This window comes from Paludisphaera mucosa, assembly GCF_029589435.1.
Taxonomy (GTDB): domain Bacteria; phylum Planctomycetota; class Planctomycetia; order Isosphaerales; family Isosphaeraceae; genus Paludisphaera; species Paludisphaera mucosa.
The window spans coordinates 323,230-345,239 of the sequence record NZ_JARRAG010000002.1; the positions used below are offsets into that span (position 1 = coordinate 323,230).

Annotated in this window: 22 protein-coding genes and 1 pseudogene; 7 read left to right on the forward strand and 16 right to left on the reverse strand. The window is 66.3% G+C overall.

The genetic code is table 11. The annotated features are described in order from the left end of the window. Positions 1–113 precede the first annotated feature (113 nt). The 8 genes from mdlC to PZE19_RS10830 form a co-directional block, all read right to left on the reverse strand. Positions 114–1,694, reverse strand: a complete 1,581-nt coding sequence (gene mdlC, locus PZE19_RS10795; RefSeq protein WP_277860624.1) for a benzoylformate decarboxylase — start codon at positions 1,692–1,694, stop codon at positions 114–116. Then, a complete protein-coding gene (locus tag PZE19_RS10800) occupies positions 1,694–2,377 on the reverse strand; it encodes a LutC/YkgG family protein (RefSeq protein ID WP_277860625.1) in 684 nt (227 codons plus the stop codon). The genes mdlC and PZE19_RS10800 overlap by 1 nt, the downstream gene beginning before the upstream one ends. Next, positions 2,374–3,753, reverse strand: coding sequence for a lactate utilization protein B (locus PZE19_RS10805; protein WP_277860626.1), 1,380 nt, complete (start codon positions 3,751–3,753; stop codon positions 2,374–2,376). The genes PZE19_RS10800 and PZE19_RS10805 overlap by 4 nt, the downstream gene beginning before the upstream one ends. Then, on the reverse strand, positions 3,750–4,496 hold the full coding sequence (locus PZE19_RS10810; protein WP_277860627.1) for a (Fe-S)-binding protein: 747 nt from the start codon (positions 4,494–4,496) through the stop codon (positions 3,750–3,752). The genes PZE19_RS10805 and PZE19_RS10810 overlap by 4 nt, the downstream gene beginning before the upstream one ends. A 65-nt stretch (positions 4,497–4,561) precedes the next feature. Further along, complete coding sequence (locus PZE19_RS10815) at positions 4,562–5,431, reverse strand: NAD(P)-dependent oxidoreductase (RefSeq protein WP_277864344.1); 870 nt, start codon at positions 5,429–5,431, stop codon at positions 4,562–4,564. Positions 5,432–5,509: 78 nt separating this feature from the next. Beyond that, a complete protein-coding gene (locus PZE19_RS10820; RefSeq protein ID WP_277860628.1) occupies positions 5,510–6,889 on the reverse strand; it encodes an NAD-dependent succinate-semialdehyde dehydrogenase in 1,380 nt (459 codons plus the stop codon). A 69-nt stretch (positions 6,890–6,958) separates the two neighbouring features. Further along, a complete protein-coding gene (locus PZE19_RS10825) occupies positions 6,959–7,819 on the reverse strand; it encodes an SDR family oxidoreductase (RefSeq protein WP_277860629.1) in 861 nt (286 codons plus the stop codon). Positions 7,820–8,190: 371 nt separating this feature from the next. Beyond that, on the reverse strand, positions 8,191–8,661 hold the full coding sequence (locus tag PZE19_RS10830) for a putative quinol monooxygenase (protein WP_277860630.1): 471 nt from the start codon (positions 8,659–8,661) through the stop codon (positions 8,191–8,193). A 174-nt stretch (positions 8,662–8,835) separates the two neighbouring features. Between PZE19_RS10830 and PZE19_RS10835 the strand changes: the two genes are divergently transcribed. Continuing rightward, positions 8,836–9,732 carry a LysR substrate-binding domain-containing protein gene (locus PZE19_RS10835; protein ID WP_277860631.1) on the forward strand — a complete coding sequence of 299 codons (897 nt, stop codon included), beginning with the start codon at positions 8,836–8,838 and terminating at the stop codon, positions 9,730–9,732. Positions 9,733–9,795: 63 nt separating this feature from the next. Beyond that, positions 9,796–10,961 (forward strand): IS630 family transposase gene (locus PZE19_RS10840; RefSeq protein WP_277860632.1). Its coding sequence is split into 2 segments (ribosomal slippage): positions 9,796–10,246 and positions 10,246–10,961, totalling 1,167 coding nucleotides; the frame shifts between segments, so codons are not numbered across the junction. On the opposite strand, the gene PZE19_RS10845 is transcribed toward PZE19_RS10840, so the two are convergent. Then, on the reverse strand, positions 10,958–12,343 hold the full coding sequence (locus tag PZE19_RS10845; protein WP_277860633.1) for a lactonase family protein: 1,386 nt from the start codon (positions 12,341–12,343) through the stop codon (positions 10,958–10,960). The genes PZE19_RS10840 and PZE19_RS10845 overlap by 4 nt on opposite strands. Positions 12,344–12,533: 190 nt before the next feature. Next, positions 12,534–13,142, reverse strand: a complete 609-nt coding sequence (locus PZE19_RS10850) for a cytochrome P460 family protein (RefSeq protein ID WP_277860634.1) — start codon at positions 13,140–13,142, stop codon at positions 12,534–12,536. Positions 13,143–13,505: 363 nt separating this feature from the next. On the opposite strand from PZE19_RS10850, the gene PZE19_RS10855 reads away from it, so the two are divergent. The 5 genes and pseudogenes from PZE19_RS10855 to PZE19_RS10875 all read left to right on the forward strand — a co-directional run bounded on the left by PZE19_RS10855 (position 13,506) and on the right by PZE19_RS10875 (position 18,401). Next, positions 13,506–14,183: a Crp/Fnr family transcriptional regulator gene (locus tag PZE19_RS10855; protein ID WP_277860635.1), complete on the forward strand. Its 678-nt coding sequence runs from the start codon at positions 13,506–13,508 to the stop codon at positions 14,181–14,183. A 166-nt stretch (positions 14,184–14,349) separates the two neighbouring features. Beyond that, positions 14,350–14,832 carry a YkgB family protein gene (locus tag PZE19_RS10860; protein WP_277860636.1) on the forward strand — a complete coding sequence of 161 codons (483 nt, stop codon included), beginning with the start codon at positions 14,350–14,352 and terminating at the stop codon, positions 14,830–14,832. A gap of 71 nt (positions 14,833–14,903) precedes the next feature. Beyond that, positions 14,904–15,161 carry a helix-turn-helix domain-containing protein gene (locus tag PZE19_RS10865; RefSeq protein ID WP_277860637.1) on the forward strand — a complete coding sequence of 86 codons (258 nt, stop codon included), beginning with the start codon at positions 14,904–14,906 and terminating at the stop codon, positions 15,159–15,161. 204 nt (positions 15,162–15,365) lie between these two features. Next, a pseudogene (locus tag PZE19_RS10870) lies at positions 15,366–17,396 on the forward strand (restriction endonuclease); the annotation flags it as partial. Positions 17,397–17,657: 261 nt separating this feature from the next. Next, entirely contained in the window at positions 17,658–18,401 is a 744-nt protein-coding gene (locus tag PZE19_RS10875; RefSeq protein WP_277860639.1) for a hypothetical protein, read from the forward strand. Here the strand turns inward: PZE19_RS10875 and PZE19_RS10880 are convergent. The 6 genes from PZE19_RS10880 to PZE19_RS10905 all read right to left on the reverse strand — a co-directional run bounded on the left by PZE19_RS10880 (position 18,355) and on the right by PZE19_RS10905 (position 22,002). Next, on the reverse strand, positions 18,355–18,969 hold the full coding sequence (locus PZE19_RS10880) for an IS5 family transposase (RefSeq protein ID WP_368411355.1): 615 nt from the start codon (positions 18,967–18,969) through the stop codon (positions 18,355–18,357). The two genes, PZE19_RS10875 and PZE19_RS10880, sit on opposite strands and share 47 nt — an antisense overlap. Positions 18,970–18,981: 12 nt before the next feature. Next, positions 18,982–19,134 carry a transposase gene (locus PZE19_RS10885; RefSeq protein ID WP_277860640.1) on the reverse strand — a complete coding sequence of 51 codons (153 nt, stop codon included), beginning with the start codon at positions 19,132–19,134 and terminating at the stop codon, positions 18,982–18,984. A 375-nt stretch (positions 19,135–19,509) separates the two neighbouring features. Further along, the gene (locus tag PZE19_RS10890) at positions 19,510–19,890 is read right to left on the reverse strand and encodes a DUF4303 domain-containing protein (RefSeq protein WP_277860641.1); all 381 of its coding nucleotides are present in this window, start codon (positions 19,888–19,890) and stop codon (positions 19,510–19,512) included. Beyond that, positions 19,865–20,200: a DUF4303 domain-containing protein gene (locus PZE19_RS10895; RefSeq protein ID WP_277860642.1), complete on the reverse strand. Its 336-nt coding sequence runs from the start codon at positions 20,198–20,200 to the stop codon at positions 19,865–19,867. Before PZE19_RS10895 ends, PZE19_RS10890 begins: the two co-directional genes overlap by 26 nt. Before the next feature lie 138 nt (positions 20,201–20,338). Then, a complete protein-coding gene (locus PZE19_RS10900) occupies positions 20,339–20,836 on the reverse strand; it encodes an ankyrin repeat domain-containing protein (RefSeq protein ID WP_277860643.1) in 498 nt (165 codons plus the stop codon). Next, entirely contained in the window at positions 20,833–22,002 is a 1,170-nt protein-coding gene (locus tag PZE19_RS10905; protein ID WP_277860644.1) for a polymorphic toxin-type HINT domain-containing protein, read from the reverse strand. The genes PZE19_RS10900 and PZE19_RS10905 overlap by 4 nt, the downstream gene beginning before the upstream one ends. Between the last annotated feature and the right edge of the window lie 8 nt (positions 22,003–22,010).

Below are 22,010 nucleotides of genomic sequence, written 5' to 3' on the forward strand. Positions count from 1 at the left end.
CCTTCCAAAGATCCGGGGGCTGTCGGAGGGGGCTCGCCTGGACCAGATTCCAGGGCAGATCGGGCCGCCAGATTCATGGGTGATCTGGGAGGGTCCGGGACCACTTGGTCCCTTCAGCCGATCAGCGGTGGTACGGCGGGATCGATCCGGACGTGCACGAGGCTCGGGCCTTCCAGGCCGAATGCTTCTTGCAGGGTCGGAGCGAGGCGATCGGGCCGGTCGACCGGGCGATACGCCAGGCCATACCCCGCCGCGAGGCCGGCGAAGTCGATCGCTCCGAGGTCCAGGCCGGGCACTCCGGGCGTGTGCAGGTAGTTGGCGAACGCCTTGAGGATCGCGTACTCCGCATTGTCAATCACCAGGAAGACGATGGGCAGCTTCTCCCGGGCGGCCGTCCAGAAACCCTGGACGGAATACTGGGTCGCGCCGTCGCCGAGGACGCAGACGACCGGACGATCGGGGCGGGCCAGCTTGACCCCTACGGCCATGGGCAAGGCCGAGCCGAGGATGCCGTTGCCCGAGCAATAGAAGCCGCCCGGCTCGTCGCGGGGGATGAGCTTCTGGTTGGTCGCCAGGCTGGAGAGGCTCTCCTCGACGAGCACGGCGTGGGGAGGCATCGCGTCCGCCAGGGTCTTGTAGACGAAAGCCGCGGTGATCGGCACGGACGGATCGGCCGGCGGCGGCGTCGGGGCGGGCGGCGGATCGGGCCGACCGGCTTCGGCCACCAGGTCCAGGAGCTGCCTCACGGCCGCACGGGCGCAGCCGATGGCGGCGTCGCCGAACGGGGCCCGCGCCGCCTCGGACGGGTCGCTCGTGACGTGGAAGGCGCGAAGGCCCGGGGGCAGATAGGAGCCGGGGGCGTAAGGATAATAGGCGAACACCCGCGTCCCCAGGATCAAGAGCGTGTCGAAGCCTTCGAGGCGGTCGGCCAGCGGCTTGATCGCGGGAGGGAGGAAGCCGTGGAAGAGCCGGTGGCCGGTCGGGAATCCGCCGCGGAAGTTCTCCGGGGGCCCGAAGACCGCCGCATTCAGCCGTTCGGCCAGGGCGATCGTCCGGGGCCACGTGTCGGGGTCGTCCAGCTCTTCGCCCGCGACGATGGCGATGCGTCGGCCTTCGCCCAGGGCCGCGGCGATGGACTGGATGGCCGCCGGACCGGGCACCGGCCCTCCCGCGACGGCTCGGCCGGTGAGGGCCGGGCATTCCTGCTCCAGGTCGTCCATGCAGATCGAGACGAAGACCGGCCCGCGCGGGGCGCTCATCGCGGTGTGGTAGGCCCGGGCCAGCGCGGCGGGCACGTCGACGGCGCGGTGCGGCTCGTAGGACCACTTGACGTACGGGCGCACCATCTCCACCTGGCGGCCCCAGAGGAACGGCTCGATGAGCTCCATCGCCCGGTGCTGCTGGCCGGCGGTGATGACCAGCGGGGCCTTGGCGTGGTGGGCATTGATGATCGCCCCCATCGCGTTGCCCATCCCGGCCGCCGTGTGAAGGTTCACCAGGGCCGCGCGGTCGCCCGCCAGGGCGTAGCCGACGGCCATGTTGACCACGCTCGCCTCGTGAAGCCCGAGGACGTACCGGCAATCGTCCGGGAAGTTCATCAGGAACGGCTCCTCGGTCGAGCCCGGGTTGCCGAACATGGTCGTCATCCCGGCGGACCGGAAGACCTCGAAGCAGCGATCGGTCACGGTCGGCATCAGATTTCTCCGGTTGCGTCGGCGGCCAGGAGCAGGATGGTCATGGTTCGCGCACCCTGCGCGCCGTAGATGACCACCCCCTCGATGTCGGCGGTGGCCGACGGCCCTGCCATGAACACGCCGTAGGGGCTGCTCGCCAGGTCGAGGCGCGCGCCGTAGGCGTCGTGGAGCGTCGGCACGACCGCCGACGGGTCGAGCAGGACGACCAGGTGCTGCGCGAGGACGCCCAGCGCGTCGACGACCAGGTCGGTACCGGAGAGCCAAACCGCCCCCGCCTCGGCCACGCCGAGCCGGCTCCGGACGATGCCAACGTCGACGTCGGCCAGGTCGTGAGGATCAACGACGTCGGCGATCCGCCGGGTCCCGGGGACCTCATCCGCGGCCGAGCAGACGACCTTGGCGTCGGGGAAGAGTTCGGCGACCTTCGCCCGGGCGGCGGCGGCGTCGGCCACCTCGAACGACCGGCCCCCCATCGCGTCCAGGTGACGTCGGAAGTAGGGGACGGGCGACTCCCCCTCGTCGGGGAAGTCATGCACCTCGCCGAGGTCGTCCAGGCTCCGGCGCCAGCCGACGCCCCCTTCGGTCCCGGAGTGATCCGTGGACGTCGGCACCTCGGGCATGGAGACCGCCGGCTTGGGCAGGTTGGCGCGGACCGTGGCCAGGATCGTCTCGCGGGCGGTCATGCGCCACCTCGATTCCGCTCGTGCCACGATCGGAACGTCTCGGCCGGCGGCGTGGGCATCTCGCGGTGCTTGGTCCAGGGGTTGAGCGGGTTGTCGACCACAGCCCTCGGCAGGTGCGCGATGGCCGCCAGGCCGATCGCCTCGGCGGCGTGGAACGTCGCCGGATGGGCCAGGGTCGCCCCCAGGGCCTTCATCCCGATCGACTCGCCCGGCGCCATCAGGCCTTCCGAGGCGATCACCCGACGCCACTTGGCGATCTGGCCCGACACGTCGATCTTTACCGGGCAGACCTCGGTGCACGACCCGCAGAGCGTCGAGTGGAAGGGGAGCTCGCCGTACTTGCGGTGGTCGAACCCCGGGTCGAGGATCACGCCGATCGGCCCCGAGTAGGTCGCCCCGTAGGCCAGGCCGCCGCTGCGCCGATAGACCGGGCAGGTGTTCATGCAGGCCCCGCAGCGGATGCACTTGAGGACCTCCCAGAACTCGGGCGACCCCAGGCGGGCGCTCCTCGTGTTGTCGACCAGGACGATATGGAGCTCGCCGCCCGGCTTGGGCCCGTGGAAATGCGACGTGTACTGGGTCATCGCCGAGCCGAGGCCGCTCCGCGCCAGCAGGCGGACGAAGACGCCGAGGTCGCGGGCCCGGGGGACCAGCTTCTCGATCCCGACGCTGGCGACGTGGAGCTTGGGCAGGGTCGCCCCGATGTCGGCGTTCCCCTCGTTGGTGCAGACGACGAACCCGCCGGTCTCGGCCACCGCGAAGTTGGCGCCGGTCATCCCGGCATCCGCCCTGAGGAACTTCGGCCGGGCGTTCTGCCGCATCGCCTCGGCGAGGTGGTGCGGCTCGGAGTCGTCCGGGTCGGTCCCCAGGTTCTTGGCGAAGAGGGCCGCCACGTCGGTCCGCAGCTTGTGGATCGCCGGCACGAAGATGTGGCTCGGCCCCTCATGGTCGAGCTGCTGGATGCGCTCGCCGAGGTCCGACTCCACGACTTCGAGGCCGCGCCCGGCGAGGTACGGCATCATGCCGCATTCCTCCTGGAGCATCGACTTGCTCTTGACGATCCGCCTGGCCCCGCGATCCAGGAAAATCTGCGCGACGATCTCGTTGTGCTCGGCGGCGTCGCGGGCCCAGTGGACCTGGGCGCCTCGCTTCGTGGCGTTGGCCTCGAACTGCTCCAGATAGCGGTCGAGGTGGGTGAGCGTATGCTCCTTGAGCTTCGAGGCGAGGTCGCGGAGGCGTTCCCACTCGGGGATGGCGGCCACGGCCTTATCCCGGTGCTGGCGCATCCCCCAGACCAGCCTGTCGTGCGTCTCCTGGTGCGCCGGGTCGGCGATGAACAAGGCGGCGTTCGCGGCGGCGTCGACGGGCCGACTCATGCGGGGCCTCCGTTGAGGATCTGGGCGACGTGGATCACCTTCAAGGGGAGGCCGAGCCGGTCGATGATCCCCTTCATGTGCAGCAGGCACGACATGTCGGCCGAGGCGATGTACTCGGCCCCGTGGCGGTGGAAGTCGCGGACGCGGTCCTCGCCCATCTTCGACGAGACCGCCTCGTCGGTCACGCAGAAGCTGCCGCCGAACCCGCAGCACTCGTCGGGCCGGTCGATCTCGACGAGCGCCAGGCCCTCGACCTTCGCCAGCAGGTCCCGCGTCTTGGAGAAGGCCGGCCGTGTCGGGTGTTCCGAGGACCGGCAATGTCCGAGCCCCCGGATCGCCGTGCAACTGTCGTGCAGGCCGACCTTGTGGGGGAACCTCGCACGGGGAAATGCGCCGACCTTCAGGTCGTCGTGGAGGAACTCGACCAGCTCGCGGACGGCCCTCCGGACCCGGACGACCTCGGACGTCTGCTCGGTCGCGTCGAGGTGGAACCGGACGTGATGGACGCAGCTCCCCGACGGGCCGACGACCGTTTCGAAGTCGCGGAAACAGGCGGCGAAATGGGCTTCGGTCGCCGCCGACTCGGGCTGGCAGCCGCTGTTGGCCATCGGCTGGCCGCAGCAGGTCTGATCGGCCGGGTAGCCCACGTCGATGCCCAGCCCTTCGAGCAGCTCGAGGGTGGCAATTGCGACTTCCGGGAACAGGGCGTCCACGTAGCATGGGACGAACAGGCCGATATTCATCGATAATCCCTCTCGAACCGCCGCCCGAGTGCATCTTGGTAAGACCACTTCGAGCGGCGGTGGGCTCAAGGCGCCTTGTCGAACAGCTTCACGACGGCGGTCATGTTGAGATCACCCAGCTTCTCGTCGATCGCCCTCTGGAAGACGCCGCTCGCCGCGCTCGCGATCGGCGCCGACGCACTCCCGCCCGCGGTCGTCACCGTGTAGCCGAGGTCCTTCTCGAGGAGCTTGATCGGGAAATGCGCTTCGAAGTTGCCGCTCAGCATCGATTCCGTGTCGCTCGTCAGGTGCGGGTTCCACATCGCCGTGCCCGCCACGGCGTCCAGGACCCGCTTCGGGTCGACACGCTGCCGCTTCAGCATGCCGATCATCTCCGCGATGGTCGCCGACTGGACGCCCATGAGCGTATTCGTGACCAGCTTCGCCAGCGCCCCGGCGCCCAGCGGCCCCGCATGGTGGATGCCGGAACCGAGGGCCTTGAGCAGCGGCTCCGCCCGCTTCATCGTCTCCGGATCGCCCCCGATCAGGAATATCAGCCGGGCGTCCTCCGCCTGCGGAGTGCTGCCGGCCACCGGTGCTTCCAACAGTGCGATCCCGGCCTTGCTGAAGGCATCGCCGAGTTCGCGGACCCACGCGGGGGTCAGCGTGGAACTCTCGATGGCGACGGCCCCCGGCTCCATTCCCGCCAGGGCACCGTTCGCCGGATCCAGCCAGACCTGTCGCGAGGCCTCATCATCGCGGACCATCGTCAGGACGAACTCGTTGCCTGCCGCCGCTTCGCGGGGGGAAGCCGCCGTCTTCGCGCCCGAGGAGGCCAGGTCCTTGGCGGCCTCCGGCACCAGGTTCCAGACCGTGAGTTCGTGACCCGCCTTCAGCAGGTTGGCCGCCATGCGCGAGCCCATCGCGCCCAGCCCGAGAACTGCGACTTTGCTCATGTTTACCCCCGGCTTGACTCGCACCCTGGAAAGAGCGTCGATTGAAACATCCGTCCCGATTTCCGGATGGAGGCTCTGTCAAGAGTTTTCGATCCAGACGGTTTGCGCATTCACGAAGGCGTGGGCGCCGAAATGAGAGAGCTCCCGGCCATAGCCGCTGTTCTTGACGCCGCCGACCGGGACCCGAGGATCCGACGCCGTGACGCCATTGATGAAGACTCCCCCGGTATCGAGGTCACGGGCGATCTTGCGGGCCAAGGCGACGTCACTGGTCCAGAGATTGCCGCTCAGGCCGAACTGGCTCGCATTGGCCGCGACGATGGCCGCATCGACGTCCGGGACGCGGGTCATCGCCGCGACTGGGCCGAATGTCTCTTCGTCGAAGGCAGGCATCCCCTCGGCCACCCCGCCCAGCACCGTGGGCATGTAGAATGCCCCATCCCCTTCCATCGGCTTGCCCCCGCACAGCACGCTCGCGCCCTTCGCGACGCTGCCTTCGACCTGCCGATGCAGGGAGTCACGCAGGTCGATCCGTGCCATCGGTCCCATCCGCATCGCGGGATCCATCGGGTCGCCGACTCGGATCGCCCTCGCCGCCTCGACGAACAACTCCTCGAACTCGTCGGCGATATTCCCCACCAGGATGAACCGTTTCGCGGCGAGGCAAACCTGACCGGCGTTGCTGAAGCGCCCCTTGATGCCCGCCGCGACGGCCCCGGGAATGTCCGCATCTTCGCAGACGATGAATGCATCGGAGCCGCCCAACTCCATGACCGTCTTCTTGATCACCCTCCCGGCCTCGGAGGCGACCGCGGAACCGGCCCGAACGCTCCCCGTGACGGACGCCCCCCGGACTCGCGGATCATTGATGACGTCGACGACATCTTCCGTCTTAAGGATCAGATTCTGGAACACCCCTTCAGGGAAGCCGGCCTCACGCATCAGTCGTTCGAACTCGAGCGAACTGCCCTGCGTGTTGGGCGAGTGCTTCACCAGGACCACGTTGCCCGCCAGCAGCGTCGGGAGGGCCATCCGAGTCAGCTGCCATATCGGGAAATTCCACGGCATGATGGCCAGGATCGGCCCGAGCGGCAGATACGAGACGTAGGCGTCGACGCTGCCCGTCGGCGCGGGTGCATCCGCGAGCATCTGCGGCCCGTGCTCGGCATACCAATCCGCTTCCCGCGCGCACTTCTCCACCTCGGCTTCCGCTTCCGCGAGGATCTTGCCCATCTCGGTCGTGATCAATCTCGCGAGCGGGGCCTTGTTCTCCCTCAGTGTCGCGGCGAGATCCGAGAGGGACCGCGCACGCTGGTGCACGGATAGTTTCCGATACGTCCGGTAGCCCCGCTCGGCGCGCATGAGCGCGGCTTCCGTCTCCGTTGGTGTGAAAAACGAGAATGTTTCGACTTGCCGACCCGTGGCCGGATTTATGGTAGAAAATGTGGATGAATTCATGATGCCCTTTGTGTGATCTGCCGATCCGTCGGCGATTGGTTGCCCAGGACCTCCGGTTGGCATGAACGTTCAAGGCCCGGGATCAACAGCGGCGGGGGTCTCCGGCTTCATCTCGTAAGACTTCTGGAGGCTCGGCGGCCTGGTGCCGAGGCCGTCCTTGATCTTCTTGTCCCAGACGGCTTCGATGTTGGCCTTCGTCTCGGGGATCATCGACTTGGGCTCGAGATTGCGGTAGGTGTCGACCTCGCCCGCCGCGACGGCGGTCATGGTGGCGTACACCGGCTCGGGATCGAACTGCGCCCGGGGGAATGCGAGTTTCGAGTAGTCGAAGAGCCTTTCGGAGGGTTCATCCTCCCAGCTCTTCCAAGTCTCGAACCCGCGATCGTTGAAGCCGGTCAGGAACGGGCCCGGGTTGATGGTCGCCACCTCGATCCCGAATTCCCGGAGTTCCAGGCTCATGGTCTCCGCGATGGCCTCGACGGCGTGCTTGGACGCCGAGTAGATCCCGGTGAATGGGTTGACATTGATGCCCTCCCGGGACGACACCCACACGATCCTCCCCCGGCCTCGCTTGACCATCTGCCTGGCGATGCCCTGGGTCAACAGGAGCGGCCCGATGACATTCACCTCGAATTCACGACGCATGTTGGCGGCCGGGATGTCGACGACGGATCCACCTTCCAGGACCCCGGCGTTGTTCACGAGGATCTCCACGTCCCACCCCAATGCCTTCCTGCGATCGCCTTCGTCGGTGACGTCGAGCTTCTCGACCCGAAGGCCGACCCCGCGCGCCGCGGCTTCGCGTTTCAGGGTCTGCACCTGAGCGTAGATCTCGACCGAGGCGATGACGTCGAAGCCCTTCTCCGCGAGCCGCATCGCGACCTCAAGCCCGAACCCGGACCCCGCTCCCGTGATCAGCGCGGTTTTCATCGATACCCTCATTGATGTTCTCTGGATGGAAAACCACCTGGGCCCAGGACCATGGCCCGCTTCCCGTGTGCCTGCAAGTTGCACCGCCGCACAAGTGATAACCAAACGGCGGCGATGTCGACCTGCTCGAGTCGCCGGAGGCTCTCAAGCCGCCGGTGGACGGCCTTTGCATGGAGAAGTTCAAGAGGCGGATCGACCTCATCGGCTGAACAACTTGCACGGCAAGGGCGGCAGTGAGCGGACATGAGGCTCGTGACCTTCTCCGATTCATCCCCAGCTTCGTCAGGTTGACGCCGGTGGTGTCGAAGGTCGGAGCTTATTATCGAGGCTTCATCGTGTTGGCGGTGCAACACGACCAAGGATAATCCTTATCAGGCGGGCTTGACTGGCTGGCCCAGCATGACCCCGAACTTTCCATGAAGGATGTCGAGCCGGTGAAGCTGCGCCGGGTAGGCCAACAGATCATGGAGGAGTTCGGGGCGAGTGAAGAAGTTCTGGCCGCCCGGGCCATTATCATGGTCGTGCCTGGCCTGGGAGTTCGGGAAGGCTTCGAAGATGCCGAACGTCGTCTTCGAATAGCGCAGGGCGAACCAAGGTCCGGTCAGCGGCTCTTTGTCGATCCCATCGTGGATGTCCTGAAGGAAGGCCAGGAGCAGCTCCTCCTTGCCCGGCTTGGCCTCCATGTGGATGTAGTAGGCCTTCTGTCCGGGCGTGTCGTTGAGGCCGATGACGACGAAGCCCGGGTGGGACGGGTCGTCCTGCGACCAGTCCGGACTGGGGTTTGGAAACGGGGGGAGGCTCATTCCGTCGCCAGGATAGTTCTCGCCTGTGTTGTCGCTCATGGGCTTCCTTTAACTGGTCGGAGGCGGACCGGCACTTCACGACGGGATGAAGCGCGACTCCGCCTCGTTGTCGAGGACGATCGGAGACGTTTATGGTTACCATGGAGCACACAACGGCGTCCAACAGCCGAAAACGATTGTCGGATCGCGCAAGGCGATCGAGGAGTTCGTCCCTTGGAACTGCGCCAGATCCGCTACTTCCTCGCCGTCGCCGAGGCGAAACACTTCACCAAGGCGGCCCAGGCGCTGGGCATCTCGCAGTCGACCCTCTCGGCCCAGGTCAAGGAGCTGGAACGCGACCTGGGAACCCCCCTGTTCGATCGGACCGGGAGAGCGGTCCGCTTTTCCGAGGCGGGCAAGGCGTTCCTGGAGCACGCCTACCGGACGCTCCGCGACGCCGAGGCGGGCCGCGACGCGGTCAAGGCGATACTTGCCGCCGACATCGGCCATCTGCGCGTCGGGGTAACGCATTGCTTCGGCACGCGCCTGATGCCCGAAATCGTCGCCGATTTCATTCGCCGGCATCCTGGTGTGAGCCTGCTGATCACCAATACAAGCGGGCCAGCCATCCGCAACGGGGTCGCCTCGGGTCGCTTCGACCTCGGCATCTCCTACACGATGACGGATGCCAAGGAAGTCGACCTAGAGCCCTGGTTGGACGACGAGCTCGTGCTGGTCTGCCCGACGGGCCATCCGCTCGCCGGCCGGGGATCGATCCGCTTCGCCGAACTCCACGGCGAGCCGCTGATCCTCACCGACATCGACTGCACGAGTCGCCTCCGGCTCGACGAGGTCATGGAGGAGCGTGAGATCAGTCCGAAGATCATGCTCGAGATCAACGACACGAACACCATCCTCGAAACCGTCCGTCGAGGAGCTTACGCGACGATCATGCCTCGTCAGGCCGTCCTAGCCATCGAGGGGATCGAGGTGATCCCGATGATCGAGCCGAATGTCGCCATGCCCATCGCCATCATATGGCCGATCAACATCCCACGAACTTCGGCCATGCTTGCGTTCCGAACGTCCATCCTCCAGGTCGAACCCCTGAAGTTTCCACCTCGGAGCTAGTGTTCCGCCACACCTGAGTTTGTGGTTGTGGTAGGATCTCCCCCAATAAGGAGGAGATCCGCCATGGCCCTGAAGGACAAGCGCCTCGTCCGGTTGACCGACGCTCAGCGGGCGCAGCTGGAGAAGATGACCGCCGGGGGCCGCCACGCCGCGGCCGCCCTCGTCCACGCCCGCATCCTGCTCAAGGCCGACGTCGGCCCCGGCGGTCCCGGATGGGGCGACGCCGCGATCGCCGAGGCCGTCGAGTGCTCGGAGGGCACGGTCGCCCGCGTCCGCAAGCGGTTCGCCGAGGGCGGGTTCGAAGCGGCCGTCCACCGCAGGAAGCCGACCGGCCGACAATACCGCAAGCTCGACGGGGCCCAGGAGGCGCGGCTCGTCGCCCTGGCCTGCTCGGCACCGCCCGACGGCAAGGCCCGCTGGACGCTGAAGATGCTGGCCGACCGGCTCGTCGAAGTCGAAGCGGTGGACGCCGTCAGCGACGAGACGGTACGCCGGGTCCTCAAAAAAACGCGCCGAAGCCCTGGCTGAAGCAGCAGTGGGTGATCCCGCCCAAGGCGGACGCCGAGTTCGTCCGCGCGATGGAGGGCGTGCTGGAGGTCTACGCCCGCCCGCACGGCCCGAGGCGGCCGGTGGTCTGCGTCGACGAGGGCGGCAAGCGGCTGATCGGCGAAGCCCGGCCGCCGCCGCCCACCCGACCGGGCAGCACCGCCAAGGAGGACTACGAGTACGTCCGCCACGGCATGGCCGACCTCTTCATGGCCTTCGAGCCGCTGGCCGGCAGGCGGCGGGTCGAGGTGACCGAGAGGAAGACCAAGGCCGACTTCGCCCGGCTGCTGAAGCGGGTCGCCGACGAGTGGCACCCGGAGGCAGAGCGGGTCGCGCTGGTGATGGACAACCTGAGCACGCACAGGCCGGCCGTCCTGTACGAGGCGTTCGAGCCGGCCGAGGCGCGGCGGATCCTGGGCCGCCTGGAGTTCGTCTACACGCCCAAGCACGGCAGCTGGCTGAACGTGGCGGAGTGCGAGCTGTCGGTCCTGGCCCGGCAGCGTCTCGACCGCCGCATCCCCGACATGGGGGCTCTCAGGCGGGAGGTGGCGGCCTGGGAGGCCGACCGGAACGCGGCCGCCGTGAAGGTCGACTGGCAGTTCACGACGGCGGACGCCCGGGTCAAGCTCAAGCGGCTGTACCCGGCCCTGGAAACCGTAAACTCAGGTGTGGCGGACCACTAGCGATCGACCGCACCTACCCCCTGAGGACGAGAGCGGAAGTCAACGCCATCCGGTCCCAGCGGGCGAGAATGGGCCAATTGGGGCAGGCCATCGTTGTTCAGCCTGAAGCTATGGAGGATGTTGCCCGCCTCGCTTTTATTCTCCTCGGTCTGGTTGACTCGCTGGCTGATGACATACAGGAAGCGCTCGTCCGGGGAGAGCGTGCATTGGAACGCGGTGCTGTCGGGTTGTTCGAAGTTTCGGTTGTTGATGAACCGGCCGCCGGGCTGAGGCACTTCAATCGCACCGATCTCGACGGGTCTTTCCGCGTGATCGCCCGAAATGTCGTAGGTCGACACCGTGGCCGCCCCCTGCTTCAGGTCGGGACGAGGCAAGTTGTTGACTGTATACAGGCGTGTCCCTGCTTTGTTCGGAAGCACCCAGCAAATGTCTTGGCCGCTGTTGGGCACCGAGCCGCGGAACTGAATGCCGCCGTCTGCCGTATACCGAAAGACCCCGAGGTTGTTTCGCGTAACGAATCCGACATACAGTAGCGGCAACTTGGGATGCGTCCAGAGCCCCAGCGGCATGGAAGGAACGCCGGGCATACCTTTGTATTTGTAGCTCGCATCCGTTTCCGACAATTGGACAAGTGCGAGTTCGGAGAGGACGCTGTCGGGTCCGATCTTGAATACGTGCATCTGTCCCTTGACGCTCGCCTCGTCGCCCGCCAGGAACGACCGCTTGCCTTCGCCGTCGAAATCCGCATCGACCTCGAAGTCATTGCCGAAGGCGATTGCCGGGTTCGTCTGAGATACGTGAACTTGCGTCGGCTTGTGCCCGTCTTCGACCTCGACCTTGGAGACGAACCGTAGCGACCCGGTCGCCTCGATCCGGAAGGAGCAGTAGCTCGCTTTCGACCTGCCCTTCAGATCCTCGGCCTGGTGATAGTCGCCGTTGCGATTCGACACGAGCAACGTGCCGCCGCTTACGGAGAGGCTGTTGGGGGCTATGCCGTGGGACGGGAACGGCGATCCGGGGACATGCTTCAGCGAGCCGTCGCGAGTAATGTCAAAGACCGCGACCGTGTTGCTGTGGCCATTGACCGTGAAGAGCCGCCGTCCGTCGGCGCTGATCACCAGCGGCGTGTCGTTGTCATTTGGTCCTAGCTTGCCATGCGTATCGTTGTTGATGCCGGTGCCGCCGGTGTGGAACGGATTCCCAGGGTGAGGAGACATGGAGCCGTCGTCATGGCGGGAATAGCCGAGGACGGCGTTTTGACCCTCTCGGATGTCGTTGGTCTGCAGGAACAGATATCGACCCTCCTGAGCGATGACTGGGCTGCTGGACAGAAGGGCCGCCCACAGCCCGAAAGTAACGGCCTGCATCCTACGGTGTTTCATGCTGAACGCCTCGGAGATAGGAATGAGTATGAAGGAGCTGACGCCGCATTTTGACGTTGCGGGTCGTAAGCCGGGGTGAACGGCCCCGCCGGCGTGCGGCAGCCGGTGCGATATCGCTCGGCGACGAGGCCCGACTGAATCACCCCAGCCTGGGGAATCCTCGCCTTCGCGGAGACGACCGGCTTGCCGATCATCGCTGCTCCGTCCTGGCCTTGGTCAGGACGTCCTTGAGGACGGGGTACACGTCGGAGAACACGAAGTTCGTTGCATTCTGGTCGTGACAGCTGTTGCATGACGCGACCTTGTTCCTGGATGCCCCCGTCTTCAGGGGGTATTTGTGGCCGAAGCTGAAGTAGGCCCAGTTGCCGGGCTCCTCCGCGAAGCGTTTGCCGTCCTTGATCGACACTTCCAGGCCGGTGAAACCCCCCTGGAAGTAGCCATTTCCGCTCGGCTGAACCTTCGAGCCGACGGAGGTCAGCTCCTTGACGATGACGGTTCCGTCGCGGTATTCGCCATGCTGCTCGACGTAGGCGAAGCTCTCCGGGTCCATGTATGTGTTGTGGAACTCAGGGAAGCTGGCTTCGCCCTCGTTCATGTCGTTCGGGGTGACGGGGGCCCCGAGAAAGACCCACTTGCGAAAGCCGGCCGGCTGCTTGATCGAGCCGTCCTCGTTGAACTCCACGAGCGAACCCTTCGCGGCGGGCTGCCGGGCCAGCGACTCCGACTCCCCGGCCGTCCAGGCGGATGCGATGAAAGCCCCGCCGATCAACGCGGCCCACATCAACCATCGTCTGTTCATGGCTCGCTCCCATTATCCTTGTCCGTCGACGAAGTTTGGCGACGATTCGTCCGTGCCGCGACGCGGGTTCCGCGTTGCAGGTCCGGCCGGTCGTCGCACAGGATTTTTCGGAGTATACAGATGCCCTCATGGGGCTGCTGTCATTTGGATGACAAATTGTTCAAATTTTGATGTTGAGCCTTTCGATTCGATCGAGCGAAGGCCCGTGATTTCAGGTTCAGCAGGAGCGATTTGCGAAAGCCCGAGGCAAGCGGGTACCATCGCCAGGATTTCCGCAGCGGATCGACCACGAGATGGGCCCGGCTTCCCCCAGGCCGAAGTCCGTTTAGCATCTCACGCGGAGCCTTGACCGAAGGGGCCTCGATGCAACTCGACAAGGAATGGGCCGAGCAGTTCGCCGGGGCCTGCGCGAATATCCCGTCATCGCTGCGAAGCTCGCTCCCGTCAGGGAAATTCATCTACTCGGGCACGCCTGGGGGCCGCTGCTGGGTCGTGACCTCCGGATACGTCAAACTGATCGACCCGCGTCCTGACGGGAACAGCGTCATCCGCTTGATCCATGGCCGCGGCGGCTTGATCGGCGCCAGACCGTTCGCGTCGAAGGCGTTTCATGGCTTCAAGACCGTCCAGCTCGAACAAGCGGTGGCCCATGGTCCGGCCGAAGTGCTCGAATTCGAAAGGACCGCCATGGAGAACGCCGCGCTCGCGGACCCCGTCCTGACGAGACGGCTGCTCGAATCGGCGGCCGTGCGGTCGGAATTCATCGAGCGACGCCTGCTCTGGCAATGCACGACGCCGATGCGGGTGCGTGTGGCGGCTACGTTGAGAGACCTGATCTGCTACGAGGGGGATCGCTGCACCCACGGCCACACGATCGACGTCCGGCTCAGCCACCAGGAGCTGGCGGAACTCGTCGGGGCGGCCCGCCCGGTGGTCGGCGCCGAGCTGGTCCGGTTGCGGAAGGAGGGTTTGCTCGAGTACACCCGGTGCTATTTCTGCGTGGACGATCTGGAGGGACTGAATCGCATCGCCGATGGTTGACCTCGATCCGATCGCCCGGGCCTGTTTCCCGAGGCTGTCATCCAGATGACAGATCGCCGGCCGCCCGGGTGATACCCTCTTCGCTGGATGATTCGCCCCGGCGGTCGGCGGATTGCAGGGACTTCCCCTGAATCGACGAAGGGGCCGCCGCAGGAGATGGGGATCGATGAGCGACCGGCTGAAAGCCATCGGGCTGCATGTCTCGCGTTATGGCTTGGTGATCGTCCTCCTCTGGATCGGGGGGATGAAGTTCACCGCCTATGAGGCCCAGGGTATCGAGCCGATGGTGAGGAACAGCCCCTTGATGGGCTGGGCGTACCGGCTCGCGTCCGTCGGCGGGTTCTCCGCATTCCTCGGCGTCGTGGAGATCGCCGTCGGCCTGCTCATCGCCGCGCGCCGCGTTTGGCCCCTCGGCTCAGCCGTCGGCAGCGGGCTGGCCGTGGGCATGTTCGCGACCACGCTCACCTTCCTGATCACCACGCCTGGCTGGGAGCCGAGCCTGGGCGGCTTCCCGGCCCTCTCCGCCATGCCGGGCCAGTTCGTCCTGAAAGACATCGTGCTGCTGGGCGTGGCCCTGACGACTGCGGGCGAGGCGCTCGAAGCGGCCTGGCCGAACCGTAGCGGCAAGGTGGTGGAGCCTGGGGTCTGATTCACAATCCACCCGTCACTGATTAATCTACCCGAAGGGAGGTCGCCAGGCGGTCTGCCGAGGGGGCACCGATGATCCGCATCCAATTGCCAGCCAAGGAGGTCGAGGACCTGGAGTCGGACCTGCGGGGGACCACCGACCCGAAGCTCCGCACCCGGGTGCAGATCGTCCTGATGGCCCACCGGGGCCGCCCCCACGGCCAGATCGCCTGCGACACCGCCACCTCCCGCAGCACCGTCCAACGCTGGCTCAACGCCTACCCGGAGCGGGGCCTCGACGCCCTCCGGCCCCGCAAGCCGGGCAAGCCCCGACCCAAGCTGACCACATGACTCGCCCCAGTGCTCCAGAGTTGGGTCATCGAGGGGCCGCAGGCCTAGGGGCTGGATCGGGCCAACTGGACCCACGCCGAGTTGGCCGCTCACCTGTTCCGCACCCATGGCATCCGGGTCGGCAAGTCGGCGATGCAGGCCTTCTGCCGCAAGCACGACATCCGGCCGTATCGGCCGACCTACCGCTTCCTGCGAGGCGATCCCGAGAAGCAGGCCCGCCTGTGGATCACCGGCCTGGAGCCGGTCCATCGGAAGATCGGCGTGAAGACCGTCTTCGACCTGTCCGCCACGCCGTTCTACCTCAAGGGGTCCGGCTACCCGGAGGGGACGTTGTTCCCCTGGGTGGTCAGCGACTTCTCCCTGATGGACGCGATCGAGTCGGGCATCGTCAAGATCCCGCGCGTCCCCGTCGCCGACAACGCGATGACCGGCGACTACCCGAAATATCGCGACCTCTGGGTCCACATCCGCGACGGCCTGAAGGACGTGCGCCGGGGGCCGGAGGATGCCGGGACGCCCCCCCTCCTGCCCGGCCTGCTCGAAGGCGCGCTCCGGAGCCTGTACGGCCACTACGCGCGGAAGTTCGAGGAATGGGAGGCCGACGAGGAGTCGCGATCCAACGGCGGCACCCCGCCCGTGTTCATCGTCGTGTGCAACAACACGAACGTCAGCAAGGCCGTGTTCGACTACGTCTCGGGATACGAATCGGGGCGCCACCACCCCGACGGCGAGCCCGTCGTCGCCGGGGGCGACGTCTTGCCGCTGTTCGGCAACGTGAAGAATCAGCGCTGGATGCACCGGCCCAATACGATCCTCGTGGACAGCCGACAGCTCGAATCCGGCGAGAGCATGTCCGACGACTTCAAGAAGCTCGCGAAGCACCAGATCGAGGACTTCAAGGCCGAGTACCGGCGGCGGTTCCCCGGGCGGGACGCCGAGAACCTGACCGACGAAGACCTGATGCGCGAGGTGCTGAACACCGTCGGCAAGCCCGGCAAGCTCGGCGAGCAGATCCGCTGCGTCGTGTCGGTGTCGATGCTCACCGAGGGATGGGACTGCAACACGGTCACGCACATCCTCGGCGTCCGGGCGTTCGGCACCCGGCTGTTGTGCGAGCAGGTGATGGGCCGCGGGCTGCGACGGCGGAGCTACGCCGTCGGCGAGGACGGGATGATGGTCCCGGAGTACGCCGACATCTTCGGCGTGCCGTTCAGCGGCTTCCCGGTCGCCGGGCTGCCCGAGGAACGCGCGCCGGCCACGCCGAAGCCCGGCAAAGCCGTGCGGGCGGTCCCCGAACGCCTGGTTGGCGCGCCCTGGCTCGAAGTGACCTTCCCCCGCGTCGTCGGCTACCGGTTCGACGTCCCGGCCGATCGCCTCTCGGCGCGGTTCGACGCCTCGCACCGCGAGGTCCTGACCACCCAGGACATGCCGACGACCACCCTGAACGCCCCGATCATGGGCGAGAACGCCGAGCTGACGCTGGGCGACGCGCGGGGGATGCGGCCCCAGGCGGTCGCCTTCCGGCTCGCCACCCACCTGCAACAGCGCCACTTCCCCGACAAGTCCTGGCTGTTCCCGCAACTGGTCGGCATCGTCCGGGACTGGCTCGGCGACCCCGACGGCGACTCGCCGAACGTCGACTACGGCGACGACACGTTCCCGGGCCTGCTCCTCTTCGGCGAGAAGAAGCACGCGGTCTGCGAGAAGATCAGCCGGGCGATCATCGCGGCGTCGGGCGGGGCCCAGCGGCTCCGGGCCGAGACGCAGCGCGACGACGCCCTCGGGACCACGGCCGGCGTCTCCTTCGACACCGTGAAGACCTGCTGGACGACCGAGCCGACGAAATGCCACATCAACCTCGTCCCGCAGGACAGCGATTGGGAGACCATCGTCTGCCAGAAGCTCGAAGAGATCGACGAGGTGCGAGCCTACGCCAAGAACCAGGGGATCGGTTTCCGCATCCCCTACACCTGCGACGGCCGGCCCGGCAACTACTACCCGGACCTGATCGTCAAGCTCGACGACGGCCGCGGGACGACGGACCTCCTCAATTTGGTCCTGGAAGTGTCCGGGCAGCGGAAGAAGGAGAAGGACGCGAAGGTGCAGACGACGAAGACCATGTGGGTGCCGGGCGTGAACAACCTCGGAGCCTTCGGCCGATGGGCGTTCCTGGAGATCGACGGCTCGAACCTCCACAAGACGAAGCAGGAGATCCGCAAGCTCCTCGACGGGTAGATCCACGGGGCTGTTTACCCAAACAGGCCCTTTGGGTAAACACGCTTTCGGCCATCGGCGTTCGCGTGAATAGCCTGCATCCGCGACTTGCAGAAGACTTTGCACCGCCTCCCGCTCACATCGGTCAATACGCCCGAAGGAGCCGGGACGCCTCGTGAAACCCCTGTCCGCGGCGCAAACGGATCGACCGTGCCGACCAGATACTCGGGCTGCTCGACCAGCCGCTGACCGACGACTCTCCCACGCCCTGAAGGTGCCACGATGGCGAAGAAGAAGCCCGCAGCCGCCTCCGTCCCCGTCGACTCGCACAAGCACGTCGCCGACACGCGGCCGAACATCCCGACGCGGGAGACGGCGGCGTTCGCCGACGACGGGATCGGCCGGGCCGTGTATCAGCGCGACCGCTCGCTCGACCCGCAGCTCGTCTGGAAGGGGAAGGACGAGCAGGACGCGCGGCCGTTCGAGGTCCCCGCGGTGCCGCTGCACGTCCAGGAGAAGATCCACCCGCAGGCGATCGTCGAGGATGTGAAGCGTCGGGCGGCCGGCGCCAGGCCCGCCGCGAACACCCAGCTCGACCTGTTCGCCGACTTCAACGGCCTGGACGACTTCGCCAAGAAGCTGGAGTTCTACCAGCACGACCAGCACTGGACCAACCGCCTCATCCTCGGCGACAGCCTGCTCGTCATGGCCAGCCTCGCCGAGAAGGAGCGGCTCCGCGGCCAGGTCCAGTGCATCTACTTCGACCCGCCCTACGGCATCAAGTTCGGCAGCAACTGGCAGGTCAGCACCCGCAAGCGCGACGTCAAGGACGCCAAGGCCGAAGACCTCACCCGCCAGCCCGAGCAGATCAAGGCCTTCCGCGACACCTGGGAACTCGGCATGGGCTCGATACCGACTGGCTGGCTAGTATTTCGGTTAGACGTGCTGATATCTCGATCCTGTCCAATAAGGGCTGATTTCACCGGCGAAGGCGTCGGATCATCAGGTGGATCATGGCGATCTTGATGAAGGCCTCGCTGCTCTCGATCGTCCGCTCGTACTCCTTGGAGAGCCGGCGGGAGCGGCCCAGCCATCCGAACGTCCGCTCCACGATCCAGCGTTTCGGCTGGACCACGAACCCGACCTGGCCGGCCAACTTCCGCACCGCCACGCCGACCCAGGCCCACATGATCCGGCCGTGCGTCAGGGCCGTGTCGAAATGCGAGTCGCCCCAGACGACCTTCAGTCTCTTGACCGCCTCACGCAGCCGGTCCATCAGCGGCGGCCCGCCGGCGCGATCCTGGACGTCGGCCGGTACGACCATCAACGCCCAGATCAGCCCGCGAGTGTCGACGGCCACGAATCGCTTGCGGCCCGCCGTCTTTTCCCCCCCGTCGTAGCCGTTGGGGGAGCTGTACTCGGTCCCCTTGACCGTCTGGCCGTCGACGATGGCGACCGACGGCTTGGGCTTCTTGCCGACGGCCCGTCGCACCTTGGCGCGGAGGGCGTCGTGGACGCGGTCCCAGGTACCGTCGGCCTGCCAGGCCCGGAAGTAATGGAAGACGATTCGATACGGCGGCAGGTCGTGCGGCAGGGCCCGCCAGGTTCAGCCGTTCCGCGTCTGGTACAGGATCGCGTCGATTAAATCCCGCCGCTCATACCGCGCGGGCCGGCCGCCCGGCTTGGGGCGGGGGACGTAGGGCTCGATAAGCCGCCATTGGCGGTCCGTCAGGTCGGTCGGGTAGGGTGTCCGGCTCATGCCATCCAGACTATCGGCCCCCTCTTCTGGACAAGGTCTGAGCCCGACTCGTGCCGTTTTTGCCCCCCCGGTTGCTATGATGAGGGAGGGACGACCTTCTCACCGACACCGGCCGAGGACGGACTCAATGGCCATCCTACCCGATTCGCCTCGTGCCTTGTGGCACGACTTCGCCCGGTCTTCACCCGGACCACTTCCCGGGTGTCCTGGCCCCCCTCGCCGCCGCGATCCTGGCCGTCGGGCTACGCGCCATCGCCAACCTCCTCTGCACCGCCGGCTCCCTCGCCCCCGATGAACCCTCCGACTATCGCCGCGTCCGAGGCCTGGTTGGAGGTGCTGAGCGGTGTGTATATGGCCCGTTGAACGGCGGTCTCCTCAGGAGCAGACGCCGCCGGTCTGGGTCAATCGACCCCTCCCCCCCCTGACGAGGACTAGATACTCCTCGAAAACCTCGTCGTCATGGGGTGCCAGGTCGTCGGCCCCCTCGGAGATGTACTCAATGCGCTCGGCTTGAAACGCCTCGAACACCTCAGGCGGGTTCAGTCGGCGTGCCGAGTCGGCCTCGAGCCACGCCGTGCAGATCGAGTCGGCCACGGAGCAGAAGACCGCGACCGATCGACGGTCGCGGCCCGATCCGAAGAATCCTTCCGCCTCTAAGTCGGAGAGGGCCAGAACCATCGCAGCGAACACGTTCGCCTTGTATTCGACGAATGCGCCGTCGTCCGACTCGTCATATCGGCCGCACCCCCCGATCATTGATCAGGGCGATCACGGGATCGAAAGCCTCGACCCCCACGCAGTCGCACTCCCAGTCGTAGGGCGACCAGCGGAAATTGCCCAGGAGGCCCGCCTCGGTGAACTTGCCGCTCGAGGCGTACTTTGACCGCACCCGGGCGTAGGCCTCTTCCGTGTTGGCCGACGGAGATAACACGACCGCGTCGTCCACCGTGTACAGGGCGAAGGCGTAGAACGTCTCGTTGGGTCGCATCTCTCGCAACTTGGAGAATGCGCGACGGGCGGATTCGGCGAGCAGCCGACGCAGGAGTTCGAAATCGACTTCAGCCATGGGAAAGCCCTCGGGGCGGCACCATCTGTCGGCGAGCTTGGAACGATCGGCGGTGCGGGCTTGGGTCGACCGCCTAGGGACAAAGGTCGTCCGCCGATCGGTCGATCCATCTTGTGCGGGGCCGCTTCCGCGCCCCTCTCAGTTCCTCTCGGCCGAGGTCAGTAGGGCGATGATCTCCTCCCGGTTCCCTTTGCGGGCGACGCTCAGCGGCTTAGTCTCTTCGGGGTCGTCCGCGCCGGGCTTTGTGTTGATGCCGCGCTCGATGAGCAGCCTCGCCACGTCCGTGTGCCCGCCGACGATGGAGGCGAATAGGGGATTCTTCTCGGGGACGCTCGTGTCCATCCTCGCACCGCTGTCCAGGAGGAACCTCACGATCTCTAGATGCCCCTCGGACGCGGCCTGGTCGAGGGCCGTGCCGCCGGAGATCCCGCCGTCGACGTCGGCAGCGGCCCCCATGCTCACCAGCAGCTTGACGATCTCGAGCTGCCCCTTGTTCGCGGCGAAATGCAGGAAGGTCCCGAACGGCGTCATCATGTCAAGGATCGCCTTATCGCCCCCGATCAGGGCGGCGACCTTCTCCGCATCCCCTTTGCGTATGGCGGCGCGAATGTCATTGCCGGTCTGCTGGTCGCTCATCGATCACCTTCTTCCCGCGGCGATTTTCCGAGTTCCTTGAGGGCGTCGACCATATCGTCGTATCCCCCTCCCCCGGCATCGACTTCCTTCAGTTTGTTGACGACCTTTTCCAGCGTCGGATAGGCGTGCTGGCCCTCGATCTTGTTCGGCGCCCAGACCAGGTTTTCCTTGCCGAATATCGGATCGATGCCATGCTTCCTCAGGATCTCCTGGCCTTCCTGCCTGGACCAGGGCTTGCTGGTCCGCCCCCAGGCCCTTCTTGAAGAGGATGTGGTGGGCGTGCGGATTGGGCATGTCCTTCGGGGGTCGCCGATGATTCGCTTGAGGTGGGCCCCAAAGTCGTATTTCTTGATGAACTCCTCGCTGACGTCGCCCGCCTTGAGGGCGGACGGGCCGGTACAGGAGTTGTGCGCCCAGACCGAGCAGCCCCACTCCGAGGAGCCGACGAAGTACGTGTGGTAGTCGGCGACCCGCAGGTTGTAGACCGCCCCCGACTCGGCCAGATCCCCCACGCCGGAGAGGATCACCGTCGACCCGTCGTGGGTCCGTAGGCGATCGCCTTCCAGCAGCATGTTGGCCGGGGTCCACCCGCGCCCCTCGACCCAGAACGGGTGCTCTGCCGTGGTCTTGATCGATGCCGAGCCGATCCGCAGCTCCAACAGCGGGAGATAATCCTCGAAGACCTCCTGGACAAGACGAGGCTGGGGCGTCCCGTCGGGATCGTCTTCGGGGGCCGACAGGACCCAGTCCCCGGGGCGGAAGTCCTCGACCCGCTTCTCGCCCTCAGGAGTCAGCAGCGGCGTCCCGGCGGCGAAGCAGCCGCCCAGGATCGCCTTCAGCCGGCCGCGAATGAACTCGAGCGGGCGGGCGATCGACTCGAGGAGCTTGTTGATCGGGACCGTGTCGAGCATCTTGCACAGGCTCGTGAAGATCGGCCGGATCAACGCCATGAACCGCGAATTCTTGACGGCCAAGTCCATGGCCTTGTAGACGCTCTGGATATACGTCCCGAACTTGCCGGCATTCGCGGCGTCGCCGAGGTACGGAATGACGCCGAGGAAGCTCAGGAACGCGGCCTTGTACTCCCCGCGGCCCCCGGCGAGCGTCGTGCTCGCGAGGTCGCAGAACGGCGTGGGCTCGAAGATGCCGCCGATGTCCAGCGACACCTCGACAA